Consider the following 16,489-nt stretch of genomic DNA (forward strand, 5'->3'; position numbering starts at 1 on the left):
ATTGAAGAGGAACACCTTTGAGTGCTTCATTGATTGCGGGTAAGTCATTTATGACAGGACATAAAGGGGATAGTTCGTTTCTGCCTTTCTCTATTTTTTCATAAGCCTTTTTTTCATGACCCAAGTTCATGTCGTTAATTTAAATGTGTTCAGATTCTTCTGAACACTCATATTTGTTACAATTACAATTATAGTTAGGGGTTATTTTTGATCCGCAGGTTTAGGTTATTTATCAAAAGGTGCGGTTATAAGGCGTCTGATATTGATGGTTTTGATATTGAAATGGAAAACTTGATCTGTGGGTGATGCGTGTTGGTGGGTCTTTAAGAAAGATGCTTTCTGTCTCTGAAGAGGGCATTGTTGTTTCTTTCAATGGCAAGCTTCATCTTGCCAATAGTTTTGGAGGAAAACAACGTGTACAATTTGGAGATGAATTCCAATGAGGGGCTTTTGGTTTTTCTCTAGAAACTGGAGTTGGGTTGAATACTCTGTTGTCCTCACATTTTGCATTGCATGGAGATGTAACTTATCAACATCGTCTTAGCAAATTAGCAAAGCTGGTTTTTCAGAAACCATTTTTTCAGGCGGTTTACACTATCATTTCTAGCTATACATAAACTATATAGTAACTTATATATAAGTATATATTGTTATATTAAGTATTAAAAGTAGCTCTTTAGTTTTATATTTATTGTATTTTAAGAATTCTGTTAGTTTAAATATAGATATTATTCTTAAATGAATAAAAATAGGGGAATAGGAGTCGGGAAGAGTTATGTTTTATGTATTTAAAAGACATGTGTTTTTGTGTAACTTTACAACAGCTATTCTTTATTTTTTGCAGGTTACTTATGTTAGTGCTGCAGGATCTTCAAGTGATGCAGGAGAGGCATTTTATAAATGCGATGATAGAAAAACACACTTTCTCGCAGATAAAGTTTATTACTTAAAAAATTCTCAGGAGGCTGCGCCTATTGCAGCTATATATGTAGAAAAAGCTGGCACTGTTGTTAATGCCTCTCAGATAACAGTTTATGGCGATAATTCAGATAAAATATCTGCCTATGGGGCGTATGTAAGAAATGGTGGAAAACTTAATCTAACAGCTGCAGATTTTAAGGACATACCTGCTCTTCGTGCTCAAAATGCAGTTATTAGCATGACAGTAGGGGAAATTAAGGGGGCTTCACATGCTATTTATGCATGGGGGAAAGAAACGGATATTTCTTTAGTGAGTGTGAATATCGATATTGAGCCAGATAATTTGAAGGTAAAAGGGATCGGTATTATGAGTGGTTTTGATGCAATGGTTAGAATGTCAGAAGGTACCGTTAATTTTAATCAGATTGGCTCATTTTCAACTCGGTTTGGAGGGTGCTATATTCTTGATACTATGTGTATTACGGGGCAAGGAAGGAGGGAGGAAGCTAGAACAGATGGTGATGGCGCTATGGGGGTATTGCCTGAAGCTTTTGAGGTTTTTCAAGGGGGTGATGTTCATTTGAAAAAAAATGTTATTCATCTTAACAATATGCATGGATTCTTGATTAAAAATTTTTCAGGTTATGTAGACGATAATGGCAAATTAATTCAAAAGTATGTTTCGCCAGATGGCTTTAAGAATACAAGTATTAAGATAGAAAAAAATAATATTTCTGTGAAAGGGGATGGAGTACATGGTTTGTATTTTAATGTTTTAGCTCCAGAAGAGCTTGCTAAGATGATTAGGCAACGAGATGATGAAAAAGTTTTAGAAATCCAAAAAGTTCTCACGGGGAAGGCATTTGTTTATTTATCACAGACAAATATGACAGTTCCAGATGGTATTGCGATTTATGCGAAGGGGAATAGAGGCTATGGGGCTGAAGGTATTCTTGAATTATCTGATGAAACAAAGATTTCTGGTGATTTGTTGCTAAAAGCTAAAAATAACTCTTCTCTATTGGTGAAAGCAAGTGCTTCTTCTCTTACAGGAGGTACGCGTGTTGACGATAAATCAACTATTGATTTAGAGTTAACCCACTATTCAACATGGTATCTTACTAAAAGTAAATACAACGGTTTACGGGAATCTGTTTCATCACTTTCTTCTCTAAGTCTTTCCAATAGTACACTGATCTTTAATGATGAAGATATATCGAATGGTTATCAAACGCTACGCATTGGAAAAAGGGCGGATATAGACGCAGGAGATAGAATTCTCGCATCAAAAGATAAAAAAGTCTACAGTGCTGAGGGAAATGCTCAGATTAAGTTGAGTGCATTTTTGAGTGATGAGGGTTTGTTTGATCCCCAAAAAACCGATCGTATATTGATTTCTGGTGATGTCTCGGGAACGACATTCATTCATGTGCGAAATTTTCCGAAAGCTGCAAATAAAGAAGTCTATGATGGAAGAGATCAAAGCATCTCACTTATTCAAGTTGCTGGAACAGCGCAGGCAGGTTCTTTTCAACTCGCCAATGGTTATGATAGTTATACTACAGTGAAAGGCTTTCCTTATCAATATCGTATTCGTGGTTATGGTCCGAATTCGCCCTTTGGAAAAGCGGATATTAAGCAAAGATTAGTGGAAGGTGAGGGGGATTTTTGGGATTTCCGTCTTGAAGGTATCTATATTTCTTCTAGAATAGGTACTTATAATGGTCCACTTATTAAACCGGCTTCGTTTTCATTATCTCGTCCTTTAGATTCTCCGCCCCCCAATCCACTTCCTACGTCATTGACATCTGCCACAGCTTCTTCTTCTACATCTTCTGATCCTGTTGATCCTCCCCCTCCGCCCCCCAATCCACTTCCTACGTCATTGATATCTGCCACAGCTTCTTCTTCTACATCTTCTGATCCTGTTGATCTTCCCCCTCCGCCCTCCAATCCACTTCCTACGTCATTGACATCTGCCACAGCTTCTTCTTCTACATCTTCTGATCCTGTTGATCTTCCACCTTCTCCCTCCACTCCACTTCCTACGTCATTGACATCTGCCACACCTGCTTCTTCTACATCTTCTGATCCTGTTGATCCTCCCCCTTCGCCCCCCGATCCACTTCCTACCTTGTTGATGTCTGACTCGCCTTCTGTTTCGGCATCTCCTTCATCTGCAGATTCTGTTTCTCCTGCTCCTATTGAACCAAAGCCTTCTACATCTTCTGATCCTGTTGATCCTTCGTCTAATCTTCCTGTATCGCTTAATGTTCAGTCTAATCTCCAAATTAGAGCTGTTGTTCCTCAATTGCCAACTTATCTTCTTTTGCCAAATACCTTATTTCATGCTGGTTTAGTGGATATGATCACGCAAAATAAGAAGGTAGAGACAATGCGGAATGCTTTTCATTCCTCTTGGAAGGATGATGAAAAGACAGCCTTTTTTCTGCATGCTTATGGTGGTAGTCATCATTATGCTTCCAATTTATCTGCTTTTGAATATGGCTATAACGCTGAGCTGAATTATAGTGCACTCGAAGCAGGTGTTTTGTTAAACGAGATTGAGAGTTTATACAGTCGTACATTCTTTGGGGCTTTGGGGAACTATGGAAATCTTTCTCTAAACCCACAGGATGTTGAACAAAGCAAAAAAAGCGCATTTGATAAATGGTCTGTTGGAGCCTATGGGAGTTTACAGCATGATACGGGTTTTTATATCGATGGAGTATTATCGTATGGACTTTTTAAGGGAGATGTTTTGACACTAGCACGGGGCAAGGTTGTTGCGTTAAAGGGTAAACAGTTTAGCGGTTCTTTAACAAGTGGCAGAACGTTTGCAACAGGGTATAAAGGTGTTGTTTTTGATCCGCAGATTCAGGTTGTTTATCAGCATCTTCAGTTTAATCCGGCACATGATGTTGATAATATTGAGGTTGATTTAGGAAAATTTCATCAATGGGTGGGGCGTGTTGGTGGGCGTTTAAGCAAGACACTTAATATTTCTGAAGAGGGACGTGTCGTTTCTTTTTATAGTAAGCTTTCTTATTTGAATAGTTTTGAAGATAAGCAATTTGTTTCTTTTAAAAACGATTTCCAATTAGGTTTTTTTGGTTCTTCTTTAGAAGCGGGGCTTGGTTTTAATGCCAAATTATCTTCGAAATTTGTACTTCATGGAGATATAAATTATCAGCATAGACTGACAAAAGCAGGGTTTTCTGGAATGAGCTTTTCTGGTAGATTACAATATCATTTTTAGTTATCCATGAAATATAGAATAATTTATATATAAGTATATAAGAGTTATATTAATAATTAAGTTAAATATTTATCGTATATTTATTTTATTTTAAGAAGTTTGTAATATACATTATTTGATTGTTCTTCGTTAATAAATAGGGGTAAGGAAGAATGGTGATAAATGTATTTTACAAGCATGCATTTTTATATAATTTTACAACAGCTATTCTTTATTTTTTGCAAATTTCCCATCTTGAAGCTGCTGGAAGTTTATGTGATCCAGAGGCTCCATTTTATAAATGCGATGATAGAAAAACACACTTTCTCGCAGATAAAGTTTATTACTTAAAAAATTCTCAGGAGGCTGCGCCTATTGCAGCTATATATGTAGCAAAGCAAGGCACAATTGTTAATGCGTCTCGTATAACTGTTACGGGTGATAATCCAGATGAAATATCTCAATATGGTGCATTCGTACAAGATAGCGGAAAGCTTATTCTAAGGGATTCAAACTTTAAGGATATCCCCGGTCTTCGTGTTCTAAATGGAGTTATTCAGATGAATGACGGGAAGATTGAGGGAACTTCGCACGCTATTTATGCATCGGGGAAAGAGACGGATGTTGCTTTAGTTCGTGTCAATGTTGAGATTAAACCAGACAATTTGAATGCGAATGGTATAGGGATTGTAAGTGGTCTTAATGCATTTGTTAGGATGTCAGGTAGCACTGTTACTTTTAATGAGATTGGCGCGTTTTCAACAAAGTTTGGGGGGAGATATCTTCTCGATACCATGACGATTGAGGGAAAAGGAAAAAAATACACTGCTATAGTTGATAATGAAAGTGTCGATAAATTACCAGAGGCTTTTGACATATTGCAAGGTGGTGCTGTTTATTTGAGGAGTAGTTCTATTGTGCTTAATGATATGCATGGCTTTTTGGTTAAAAATTTTTCAGCTTTTGTAAATAGTAGAGGCCAGCCTATTCATAATTATGATCTATCAGACGCTTTTAAGAAGACAAATATTGAGATTGAGAGCTCAAATATTTCTGTGCAGGGAAAGGGGGTTTATGGTCTATATTTTAATCTATTAGATCCAAACACAGTGGCAGAATATTATGGACAAAAAGGTGTTTCAAAAGAGCCAAGAATCACTGTGGGAAAGGCATCTGTTCGTTTAAAACAGACAACTTTCACAGTTCCAGATGGTACAGCTATTTATGTTACTGGGCAGGGCGGTTATGGAGCCAGTGTTTCTCTTGATTTATCAGAAGCAACAAAGATCTCTGGTGATTTGTTATTAAAAGCTGAAAAGAACTCTTCTATATCTATTAAAGCAAGCGCTTCTTCCCTTACAGGGGGGGCGCACGTTGAAGATACTTCTACTGCTAGATTAGAATTAACGCGTGGTTCTACTTGGTATCTCACAAAAAGCAAATATAAAGGTTTGCAGGGTTCTGTTTTTACAGATTCATCACTTTCATCTGTGAGTCTTTCTGATAGTACATTTATTTTCAATCGGGATGTATCCAGCGGTTATCAAACATTGCGTATCGGGAATGAACGATACAAGGAGGCATACAATGCGGAGGGTAATGTTCAGATTAAGCTCAGTACGTTTTTAAATGATGATGGTTTGTTTGATTCTCAAAAAACCGATCGTATTTTGATCGATGGAGATGTTTCCGGCGCTACATTGCTTGTGATGGAAAATTTTTCCAAAACTTCAGAAAAGAAAGTAAGCGGTGAAGGAAGCAACAGTATTTCACTTATCCAAGTTTCTGGATATGCGCGTGAAGATTCTTTTAAACTAATGGGCGATTATACTGCAATAAATGGTTTGCCTTATCAATATCGTCTTCGTGCTTATGGACCAAGTTCTTCTTTTGGAAAAGCAGATCCTATGAATAGATTAGTTGCAGGAGATCGGGACTTTTGGGATTTTCGTCTCGAGGGTATTTATATTAGTCCTAAACAAGATTCTTCTACGATTTTACCTATTCCACCTTCACCTTCTGCGCCGGTAGATCCTACACCTACAGACCCTGTTCTCACTCCATTACCTACACCTATTACACCAACACCTGCTCCGTCTGAGCCCTCTGATCCAAGTGATCCTATACCTACAGATCCTTCACCTTCTTCTTCTGTGCCTATTACACCAACACCTGCTCCGTCTGCGCCCTCTGATCCAAGTGATCCTACACCTGCAGATCCTTCATCATCTTCTTCTGTGCCTATTACACCAACACCTGTTTCGTCTGAGCCCTCTGATCCAAGTGATCCTACACCTGCAGATCCTTCATCATCTTCCTCTGTGCCTATTACACCAACACCTGTTCCGTCAGCGCCCTCTGATCCAAGTGATCCTACACCTGCAGATCCTTCATCATCTTCTTCTGTGCCTATTACACCAACACCTGTTCCGTCAGCGCCCTCTGATCCAAGTGATCCTATACCTACAGATCCTTCACATTCTTCTTCTGTGCCTATTACACCAACACCTATTCCGTCAGCGCCCTCTGATCCAAGTGATCCTACACCTGCAGATCCTTCATCTTCTTCCTCTGTGCCTATTACACCAACACCTGCTCCGTCAGCGCCCTCTGATCCAAGTGATCCTACACCTACAGATCCTGTCCCCACTCCGCCTGTTCCTGTTAAGCTTGATATTCAGCCCGAAATGGGAATTAGGGCGGTTGTCCCACAGTTGCCAACTTATCTCCTTTTACCAAATGCTTTATTCCATGCCGGCTTGATGGATTTTGCCTCTCAAAATAAAAAATTGAAGGCAATACGAAGCTTTTCTGGAGGTTCTTTGAAAAGTGATGAAAATCCAGCATTTTTTATCCGTGGTTATGGTGGAAGCTACCACTATGCTTCAAATCTTTCTGCTTTTGAATATGGCTATGGAGCAGAACTTGATTATAGTGCACTGGAAGCAGGTGTTTTGCTGAAAGAAATTGAGAGTTCAGAGAGTTGCACATTCTTTGGGGTCACGGGAACTTATGGAAAACTCTCTCTCCATCCTCTAAATGTTGAACAGAGCAAAAAAAGCGCATTTGATAAATGGTCTGTTGGAGCCTATGGAAGTTTACAGCATGATACGGGTTTTTATATCGATGGAGTATTATCGTATGGACTTTTTAAGGGAGATGTTTTGACACTAGCACGGGGCAAGGTTGTTGCGTTAAAGGGTAAACAGTTTAGCGGTTCTTTAACAAGTGGCAGAACGTTTGCAACAGGGTATAAAGGTGTTGTTTTTGATCCGCAGATTCAGGTTGTTTATCAGCATCTTCAGTTTAATCCGGCACATGATGTTGATAATATTGAGGTTGATTTAGGAAAATTTCATCAATGGGTGGGGCGTGTTGGTGGGCGTTTAAGCAAGACACTTAATGTTTCTGAAGAGGGACGTGTCGTTTCTTTTTATAGTAAGCTTTCTTATTTGCATAGTTTTGAAGATAAGCGATTTGTTTCTTTTAAAAACGATTTCCAATTAGGTTTTTTTGGTTCTTCTTTGGAAGCAGGTCTTGGGTTTAATGCGCGTCTTTCTTCAAAACTTTCTCTTTATGGAGATATAAATTATCAGCATAGACTGACAAAAGCAGGGTTTTCTGGAGCAAGTTTCTCTGCTGGTTTGCGCCACCTTTTTTGACAAAGTATGATATGTCTTTTTATAAAAAAGGCAGTAGAAAATGCTGCCTTTTACTTTATTAAAATCTTCTCTTATTTTTTCTAAATGGTTCTTTTGTCTTGATGAAAAAGGTCCACAATATATGATTTCTTTGGTTTGTGATTGAAAATGCCTCGTAAGTGTGTTTATTTTTTAGAGAGGAAGATGGGTTTCATGCGCAATTGCTTCTGGAGGATTGTGCGGCTATTTTAGCTGTAATGGTTGTTGTTTTTTTCTTAAACAGAGATGTTGATAATACCACACTCACCATTTTCGCTACCAAAGGCAAGGTTGTGTCCTGTCTGATCCCAGTTGAGCGCTGAAATGGCGCTTTTTCCATAGCCTTTTAGAAGAACCTCTTTTCCATCGTGAAAATGTGCACACAAAATCATTCCGTCATTGAAGCCTATTGCTACAATGTCTTCGCTTGGATGGCATGCAACGGTGCTGACAAGTGCATTTGCTCGTGTGCCCAGTTCTAATGGTGTTTTTCCCATGGGGCCATCTTTTGTATGAAAGGGCCAGACAATGGCTGCTGATGCACCGGATGTTGCTAACCATTTTCCCTTCGCGCTCCAAGACCAGCTTTTGACTTTGCTTGGGTAGCCACTCATGCGGAGATGCTGATTATCAGTGAGACGCCAGCCATGGAGGGCATTTTCTTGCATGGTAGAAATGACATAGCGGTTGTCTGGTGAGAAGGTGACACCAAAGTGTGCTCCTTTCCAGACCAATGTGGTGGGAGATGTTTGTGTTGATAACCAATGAAGAGTAACACCATTGTAATGGGCAACGGCAAGGCGTAATCCCTTTGGAGCAAAAGCAAGACCTTCTATACTGCGTTCATGTGTGAGCTCTTGCAGTTCTTTGCCAACATTTGCTAGTGTGATACGTGAGGAGGAAAAAGCAAAAACTTTCCGTGGTCCAAATGCAACATTGCTTATCCATTTGCCTTCCTGTTTGCCCAGTACTTTTGTATGACCATCTGCTGTTGTTTGACAGACCTTTCCGTCTTCTCCACCTGTAATGATAGCTGTGTTATCATGGGAAAAATGGCTAGAAATTATTCCTTGGTGAACTTCAATGGTTTGTGGGATTGGGTTAAAAAAAACAATAAAACCTTCAACCGAGACAAAAGCTGGTTTGTTATCAATAAAACCGGAGGAAAGACAATAATTTTGTAAATTGTAATTGGTAATGCTTGGCATTGTTACTCGCTTATGCACAATTTTCAAAACCCGTTCTCAGTTTTTCGGCATCAAGGGTGCGGCCAATAAAAACAAGTCGGCTTTCACGTTTTTCATCTTCACGCCATGGACGTTGGTGCTGTCCTTCAAGGATCATGTGTATGCCTTGAATGACATAACGATCATCGTCTCCTTGAAATGCGATAATGCCTTTTAAACGCAAAATATCGGGACCCTGTTGTTGCGTGATCTGTTGAATCCATGGGAAAAATTTTTCTGGTTGAAGGGCACCTGTTTTTAAACTTACAGAGGTTATTGTAATATCATGAATGGTGGATTTGTGGTGATGTGCATGATCATGATTACAATCGGGACCACAGACATGGTCTGCGTGCTGATGGTCAAGAAAATGGGGATCATTATCTAAAGTGCGTTGGAGGTCAAAGGAACCTCGATCGAGGAGTTTATCAAGAGGGATGTTAGCGCGCTCTGTTGCGTAAATTATGGCTCTGGGATTAATTGCAAGAATGAGCGATTGCGCGTGTGCACGTTCTCCTTCGCTGACAAGATCAATTTTATTTAAGAGAACAATATCAGAGAAAGCAATTTGCTCTTCAACTTCTCGGCTTTTTTTAAGTTGGTGTGAAAAATGCTTTGCATCAACGACTGTGATGACACTGTCGAGAGCGGTTTTTTCATGGACCGTATCATCCATAAAAAAAGTTTGTGCAACGGGGATTGGGTCAGCAAGCCCTGTTGTTTCTATAATGATAGCATCAAATCGATGAGAGCGTTGCATTAGACTTTCCAAAATGCGAATAAGATCGCCGCGCACGGTGCAACAGACACAACCATTATTCATTTCATAAATTTCTTCGTCCGATTCAACGATAAGATCATTATCAATGCCAATTTCACCAAATTCATTGACAATGACTGCGTAACGTTTTCCGTGGTTTTCACTCAGAATGCGATTGAGAAGAGTGGTTTTTCCTGATCCAAGATAGCCTGTGAGAACCGTAACAGGAAGTTTTGTGGGAGTGTTTTGCGTCTTTTCCATGGTTCATGCCTTTTTATTGAAATGTGTTTATTTTAAATCGATTGATATCATCAAGTAAACCATGAAGCCCACAAAGAACATGAGAGAAAATTGCTTCACCGGCTTGCGGTGTTGCTTCACTTGCATTGCCTGCTGCTCCTTGTTTGTTAAGGTCACGCATTGTCCATCCAAAGGCATGAGGACCATAAGCGCGTAAATACTGATAGTTGGCAATCATATCAGCTTGCTTATTATGAAAATTTTCTGCTTTCTCCATATGCACTTTTTCGGGTGCTAAATAGAGCATGAGAGAGGTTTCTATAAAACCTCCATGGATATCAAGATGCTGTTGAGACGGTACCATTAAACCTTGTGGTAGGCCAAAACGACTCCAACTTGTTGCTACCGCAAGCATTGAAAAACGCCTCCGTAATTCGGTGATAACAATACTCATTAAGGGTGAATTACCTCCGTGAGCATTGAGAAGAAGAAGACGGTTGATCCCTTTGTGATAACAGTTTTCACCAATCTTTATCCATCGCTCAATAGCCTCGAAAAAGGTGAGGGTTTGTGTGCCTGTAACATCCATATGTTCTATAGAATAGCCAATCTTTTCAACCGGTAAAAGTGCGATATGAAATTGCTCTTTTGTTTGTAAAGTGAGGGCTTTTGCAAAAGCTTCAGCAATGATCCAGTCGGTTTCGAAGGGAAGGTGCTCTCCGTGATATTCGTGTGCGCCCAAAGGTAAAAGAGCGAGAAAAGGCGTGTTAGATATCATAAATTATTGCCCAAAAGAGAAGTTAACACAGATAAAGTGATCAAAAGTGCTGTCACTATTTAATCTATCTATAAGAGAAACGCAAATAGGCGTTTTTTTACATCACATATGGATGCTATAAAAATGAGAGTTTTGTTAAAAATAGTGAAGATTTTATTGAGCAAAGCCAACTCAATTTTTTTGTAATATGAGGCGAACTTTCTAAAGATAGCTATCTTTGGTAAGACTTTCTGATGCAGATTCTCATTTTTAATAAGTAAATATTCATACAGATTAAATACTTAACATCATGTAATGAAAAATAATTTTTCATTGTTTATTGAAAACACAATTTTTTCTGTAAGTTGCATATTCTTCTTTTTACTATGGAGCGAGGATAACCAAACTATTTCTATTGTTGCAATAGTACAGACTTTGGTTGCAATCAGAAGTTCTAAATTCTTAATTCAAGTATCTGTATATTACAAAAGAATAGAAATGTTTATTGATTGATTTTACTTTGGATAGTGTCTTAATAGACTTTAGTGTTCATGAGAAAAAATGAATATAAAGGGAAGGATTCACGTAAGATAAACTTGCAGTCTCAGAGAGCTCGATGAGTTTATAAGATGATTCAAGAAGAAACACCGTTGGATACATGATAAACAGAACGCCATTGTGTTGCACATTGATATGCTTGTTTTAAAGAAACCTTTCCTAAGGTATCCAAGCCTATTTTGCGACGCTGTTCGTGAAGGGTATAACGGTAAATCCTCATAATATAAAATATATTGTACTTCACTATATTTACTTTTTTAAAGTAAAAAGCGACACCACCATTCACTTTGCCAGTTTTCAATATTGTGTTAACAGCGCTTGATAGTTAAAATATCTCATAAGTGAAATTTTCCTTTTTTCAAGTGTGTTTACACACACATCGTTTTCTTTTGTGATTTGAAAGCGAAGAATTTTGATTGATTCAATATAAACAGAGTTAAAATTAAGAGAGTCTTATAATAATCAGCCCTCTCATTCAACATGCAAAACAAGAAATTATTATTATAGATTAGTATCCTGCTATTAAAATGATCGATTGCTAAATTTATCATTCAATATCAGTTTTCATGGCGTTATTTTTTCAATGCGCTTACTTAAGTTGGTATCTCAAAAATGCAATTTTTAGTCAGTTTCTCTACCACTTTTCTTTCAAGCATTTGATTAATTATTTATTTTGCACAAATTGCAGACAGTTATGTGAATATTGCCAAAAATTTATTTCAAAGAGAATTATTTTTTACTAATACAGAGTAAATATAATTACTCAAAAGATAAATAGGGCTGCGCTCTACAATATTGACGAAAAATATGGAATAACTTTTATGAGAATTAAGAAAGAAAATTGCTTTTCAGTATTTTGGGGGATCATCTCATTTTTCATGACTCTCTTTTTATTTAATTTTAGGTAGTTTGTTGGTGCTCTAGTGTTGCTTATAATGTTTTTGTAAATCTGATAGATTTACTTATTTTATGCGTTTGTTTTATTGGGTTTTAAAGTCAATATTTAAGTTCTTTATGCTGTATGAGATAAAGGTGCTGAATTACCTTTTTGAAGATGCTATGCGCTATTTTTCTTTATATATCAGTAAAATTTGAGAATCATTTTATTAACGTCTTTTCTATTTGAAAATAGAGATCTTGATTTATTTTTACATTTTATAACTGTTTTATAGAAAAATAATACACTATTTTAAGGTTTATTTATTAGGATAGATTTGTTTTAGATCGAGGTTTTTATTCGCTATCAATTTTATTTTCAAGTTTATTGATGAGCGATATAATAAAAATTCATTAAGTAATATTTCATTTTTATATTTATTGAAATAATAGAGAAGAATTATCATTAGATTGACAGTTTTAAATGTTATAGTTCTTTAAAATTTAATTACATTTTAAATTATTTTTATCATTTGTTGTTTTTGTGTCTTTACATTCAATACACAATGTGTTATATCTGTAATATAATTACAGATAATATTTTATTATGTGTAATTATATAAATAATTAAATATAAGTTTTGGTTTTTATATATGTGAATATTCTTTCATTTTTTCAGTGAAGAAAAGAGGAGCAAAGAAAGCTATGTTTAAAATATTTAAAAATCGTGTATGTTCATTTACTTTTACACTATTTATTCTTTTTTTTGTACAAACTATAGAGGGAAATGCAAGTTTTGTAAAAAATCAATTTCAAGAGAGTGTGGCAGTTACTATTTCTACACTAGAAAAAAATGTAGTTATTAAAGCTGTGGATAGAGCTGTTATTCAAGGCGTTGAGGAACAAAATGCTATTGCTTTGGGGAAAGCTGAAAAAACTGCTGCCTTTTCAGGTGCAGCTTTTTGGGGGGGAATAGGTATTATATCACTTCTTGCTTCTTTATGTATTGGGGATGTATTAGGTGCTGTTGTATCTCTTTGGGGAATATTCACTACACTTTAGTAGAAAGCTCATCGACAAAGTCGATGATTTTTTTCTTCATTTCATGATTTTGAAAAAATAAATATTTGAACTTATTTATACTGTATTGGATGGAAAAATCACTATTATTAATACCAAATGTAGCTTTTATTAACATTATTAAAGTTCAATGTCCTACATTTATGTTTTTTTACAAAATAGTGTAACCTCATTTTTTACAGTTTATGGTTATTTCCTAGTAATAAGGCTAGTATACTTACTATCTTTATCAGCCTTTTAATATTGTTTACCTTCTCTCATATGAAGATTATTCATTAAAGGCATATTTTATCCTTTTTAAAATTTTTTATCTTTTATAAGAGGATAAAATAAAAAATATCCCTTATTCATGGCTCTTATGCAATAAGAAAAATGATAAATTATTATTTCAAATTTGTTTATGTTAAATCCATCAAAAGTATTTTTTACATAGAACAAGTTGCGTTCGTGTATGGATAAGATTATCAAAAAAAGAGTAAAAATTCTTCTCATGAATCATCTCAAAGGCTCAAGGGCTGTCGTAATATTGACAAATAAAATGATGATGCCGGTTTGTATCTTTATAGAGTAAAGATAGTGATACACAATGAATCTTATGCCATCTCATGGGGTGGTTTATATTGTAGCATTTACGCGCCATATTGTGAGAAGGAAGTGGTGATATGCATCGTTGAAAATGCCTTTATTAAAAGATAAATACTTTTATTTGCGATACAAGTGTATTCTGGGTTGTTCTGTCGTGTCAGGGAAAGATGCTGTTAAGTAAGGTAATTAAGGAGTGTTTATAGCTTAGCGGAAGAAGGGACATGAAGTAAAAGGTCTTGTTTAGCACGAAGACGCGCAATCCATTGATCTTCACGAATAGCAGTATTATGTATTGTAATGAGTTCGTTTTTTTTAATTGCAGCTGTTACTGTTGCTTTTTCTAAAAGACCACAAGGAATGGCGTGGTGAGCGCGTGCTTCTGCGATGTTCATTATCCAAGCGCGATAAGTATAAAGACCGATAAAGTCTAGCTGATCACCTGGATGTAAATCTTTTTTAGCAACAGCACAGACTTCTACTACGGGATGGCTAAGAGGAACCATATCTTTTTTGCCATAAAGCATAGCGCGTGCGCAGGTGAGGGGAACTTCCATTGCTGTTAAATGATAGGGACGGTGAAAGGTGAAATAAGGCCCCTGACCAATTTTTAAATCTTCCATACGTTCGCGTAAACGTGGGTGCGCTATTTCTGCAATGACAAAGACACCTGGGGAAACACCTTGGCCTGTTGAATAATCTACAATACCATATCGCTGCAAAATGCCTCCATCTTGTTTTGGGATAAGCACTTTGTTTAGATCTTGCAGCGCCGCTTGTGGTCCATGCATTCCTGGGCAATCGGGGAGAAGTCCAGTGGCATTGGCAATTGCTGCCATTTCAACCATCGTTTTGGAACCATCAATAAATTCAACCAACATGCGCACATTCATATTACGCCGGAATGCTTCTTCTTCGTAAGCATCAGGTGTAGCATCAAAGCGCAGAGGATTATTTTTTCCTTTACCTGCTGCAACAATCTTATGTCCAAGGGCTGAAACAAATTCTATGAGTTCCATACAAGAAGTTGGTTCATCTCCGGCACCAAGTGTATAAATGAGCCCTCGTTTTTCTGCTTCATGTTTGAGATAAGCGCCAATTGTAACATCTGCTTCAACATTCATCATGACAAGATGTTTGTTATTCTCAAGCGCTTTGATACCAATTTCTGCTCCTGCTTCGGGATAGCCTGTTGCATCAACGATAATATCAATTTGTTCATGACGTAAAACAAGGTTAATATCATCTGTTGCTGCAATCAAATTTTTTTCAATGCTTTGCGTGAGAGCATAAGTATTTTCAACTTCACAGACATGTCCATCCTCGCCATAGGCCATTGTAGCGGCATCAAAAATACGTGACGGCGTCCTAGTGGCTACTGCAGCGACTGTTATACCATCCATATGCGCAATACTTGATAATAAATCTGTGCCCATTTCACCACAACCAATCAGTCCAATACGGATGGGGGGATGCTTTTCTGCACGTTGTTTCAAATCATGCGCTAAACCTGTTAGGTTCACATTGCTTGCCATTCTTTTTTCCCATTTGAAAACTATTCTGCTAAAGAGCTTTTCTCATTCATAAGGTGCATTTGTTTTTAAGACAATTAATCTTTTATTCTTGATGCTCTAATCAATGGATTTTATAAAAGCAAGAGGGGTGGTTGTTTTTATCAAATAAAATAGGAATAGCGTTATGCAGCAAAAAATAGCAGTACAAGATGTCACCAGTTTTATTGGGAAAGAAGTGGGATTATCGGGGTGGCGTCTTGTTACACAGGATATGATTAATCAGTTTGCATGCGCTACAGATGATCATCAATGGATACACGTTGATGAGGAAAAGGCTAAAAAGACACCTTTTGGAGGCACAATTGCTCATGGGTTTTTAACATTATCGCTTTTGTCTACGCTCGCTTATGAGGCACTTCCAGAGTTGGAGGGGAGCACAATGGGGATTAATTATGGTTTCGATAAAGTACGCTTCATGAGTCCTGTGAAAACAGGGGTACGGGTACGTGCGCGTTTTGTGTTAGATGATGCAGAAATTCGCCCTTCTGGTCGAGTGGTTTTCCATTATGGGGTTACGGTAGAAATTGAACAGTTAAAAAAACCAGCTCTTACGGCTCAGTGGCTTATTGTGGCAGTGATGGGGGAAAAATCTTCCAATATCTAGATTAGTTTGAGTACTTTATTTTATAAAATTTTTGTACAATTCTATGAGAAGTTTCTTCAATGATAATATTGAGAATAATCTATAGGGTGATAGATATGCTGGAGCTATCATAGCGTTGATAGCTATAGCAGATTGCTATCTTTCCTAGATCTTTTTGAAGAGGAGTTTCTTGGTGAAGATAGTGCATTGCCTCACGCTTTTGTTTATAGCATTCTTTAATGGGATCATAGCCCTCACATAAACAGAATGTTTCAAATGGAATATACTTGCGTTGCTAATTCACGGGCTTATTTTAAAGAAACATCTCTCAACGCTCGTCACACCCATTTCGCAATGGCGCCTGTGAATAGTATAACGGTAAAGCCATTGAGCACCCCATATCTTTATGCTTGT

Annotated in this window: 10 protein-coding genes; 5 read left to right on the top strand and 5 right to left on the bottom strand. The window is 37.2% G+C overall.

Translation table 11 applies throughout. The features are described 5' to 3' along the window. Positions 1-305 precede the first annotated feature (305 nt). The 3 genes from ACFIJ9_RS07265 to ACFIJ9_RS07275 all read left to right on the top strand — a co-directional run bounded on the left by ACFIJ9_RS07265 (position 306) and on the right by ACFIJ9_RS07275 (position 7,821). Positions 306-443 (top strand): hypothetical protein, encoded by a 138-nt coding sequence (locus ACFIJ9_RS07265; protein WP_375636441.1) that lies wholly within the window; start codon positions 306-308, stop codon positions 441-443. A 332-nt stretch (positions 444-775) separates the two neighbouring features. Then, positions 776-4,180 (top strand): autotransporter outer membrane beta-barrel domain-containing protein, encoded by a 3,405-nt coding sequence (locus tag ACFIJ9_RS07270; protein WP_375636443.1) that lies wholly within the window; start codon positions 776-778, stop codon positions 4,178-4,180. 152 nt (positions 4,181-4,332) lie between these two features. Then, positions 4,333-7,821: an autotransporter outer membrane beta-barrel domain-containing protein gene (locus ACFIJ9_RS07275; RefSeq protein ID WP_375636444.1), complete on the top strand. Its 3,489-nt coding sequence runs from the start codon at positions 4,333-4,335 to the stop codon at positions 7,819-7,821. A 254-nt stretch (positions 7,822-8,075) separates the two neighbouring features. On the opposite strand, the gene ACFIJ9_RS07280 is transcribed toward ACFIJ9_RS07275, so the two are convergent. The 4 genes from ACFIJ9_RS07280 to ACFIJ9_RS07295 form a co-directional block, all read right to left on the bottom strand. Further along, entirely contained in the window at positions 8,076-9,047 is a 972-nt protein-coding gene (locus ACFIJ9_RS07280) for a WD40 repeat domain-containing protein (protein WP_375636446.1), read from the bottom strand. Positions 9,048-9,057: 10 nt separating this feature from the next. Beyond that, the gene (locus ACFIJ9_RS07285; RefSeq protein WP_375636447.1) at positions 9,058-10,086 is read right to left on the bottom strand and encodes a CobW family GTP-binding protein; all 1,029 of its coding nucleotides are present in this window, start codon (positions 10,084-10,086) and stop codon (positions 9,058-9,060) included. Between the two features lie 13 nt (positions 10,087-10,099). Next, complete coding sequence (locus tag ACFIJ9_RS07290) at positions 10,100-10,843, bottom strand: creatininase family protein (RefSeq protein ID WP_375636448.1); 744 nt, start codon at positions 10,841-10,843, stop codon at positions 10,100-10,102. A gap of 613 nt (positions 10,844-11,456) precedes the next feature. Further along, complete coding sequence (locus tag ACFIJ9_RS07295) at positions 11,457-11,624, bottom strand: hypothetical protein (protein WP_375636449.1); 168 nt, start codon at positions 11,622-11,624, stop codon at positions 11,457-11,459. Between the two features lie 1,337 nt (positions 11,625-12,961). Between ACFIJ9_RS07295 and ACFIJ9_RS07300 the strand changes: the two genes are divergently transcribed. Then, positions 12,962-13,318: a hypothetical protein gene (locus ACFIJ9_RS07300; protein WP_375636450.1), complete on the top strand. Its 357-nt coding sequence runs from the start codon at positions 12,962-12,964 to the stop codon at positions 13,316-13,318. Positions 13,319-14,118: 800 nt separating this feature from the next. On the opposite strand, the gene ACFIJ9_RS07305 is transcribed toward ACFIJ9_RS07300, so the two are convergent. Further along, the gene (locus ACFIJ9_RS07305; protein ID WP_375636451.1) at positions 14,119-15,453 is read right to left on the bottom strand and encodes an NAD(P)H-dependent oxidoreductase; all 1,335 of its coding nucleotides are present in this window, start codon (positions 15,451-15,453) and stop codon (positions 14,119-14,121) included. 163 nt (positions 15,454-15,616) lie between these two features. Between ACFIJ9_RS07305 and ACFIJ9_RS07310 the strand changes: the two genes are divergently transcribed. Next, entirely contained in the window at positions 15,617-16,096 is a 480-nt protein-coding gene (locus tag ACFIJ9_RS07310) for a MaoC family dehydratase (protein WP_375636453.1), read from the top strand. Positions 16,097-16,489 lie beyond the last annotated feature (393 nt).

Source organism: Bartonella sp. MR90HLJMH, assembly GCF_042194115.1.
Classification (GTDB): domain Bacteria; phylum Pseudomonadota; class Alphaproteobacteria; order Rhizobiales; family Rhizobiaceae; genus Bartonella; species Bartonella grahamii.

Excerpts from the sequence above, each read along its gene's own strand:
- ACFIJ9_RS07265 (WP_375636441.1), top strand. The coding sequence starts at position 306 with ATGCGTGTTGGTGGGTCTTTAAGAAAGATGCTTTCTGTCTCTGAAGAG.
- ACFIJ9_RS07270 (WP_375636443.1), top strand. The coding sequence starts at position 776 with ATGTTTTATGTATTTAAAAGACATGTGTTTTTGTGTAACTTTACAACA.
- ACFIJ9_RS07275 (WP_375636444.1), top strand. The coding sequence starts at position 4,333 with ATGGTGATAAATGTATTTTACAAGCATGCATTTTTATATAATTTTACA.
- ACFIJ9_RS07280 (WP_375636446.1), bottom strand. The coding sequence starts at position 9,047 with ATGCCAAGCATTACCAATTACAATTTACAAAATTATTGTCTTTCCTCC.
- ACFIJ9_RS07285 (WP_375636447.1), bottom strand. The coding sequence starts at position 10,086 with ATGGAAAAGACGCAAAACACTCCCACAAAACTTCCTGTTACGGTTCTC.
- ACFIJ9_RS07290 (WP_375636448.1), bottom strand. The coding sequence starts at position 10,843 with ATGATATCTAACACGCCTTTTCTCGCTCTTTTACCTTTGGGCGCACAC.
- ACFIJ9_RS07300 (WP_375636450.1), top strand. The coding sequence starts at position 12,962 with ATGTTTAAAATATTTAAAAATCGTGTATGTTCATTTACTTTTACACTA.
- ACFIJ9_RS07305 (WP_375636451.1), bottom strand. The coding sequence starts at position 15,453 with ATGGCAAGCAATGTGAACCTAACAGGTTTAGCGCATGATTTGAAACAA.
- ACFIJ9_RS07310 (WP_375636453.1), top strand. The coding sequence starts at position 15,617 with ATGCAGCAAAAAATAGCAGTACAAGATGTCACCAGTTTTATTGGGAAA.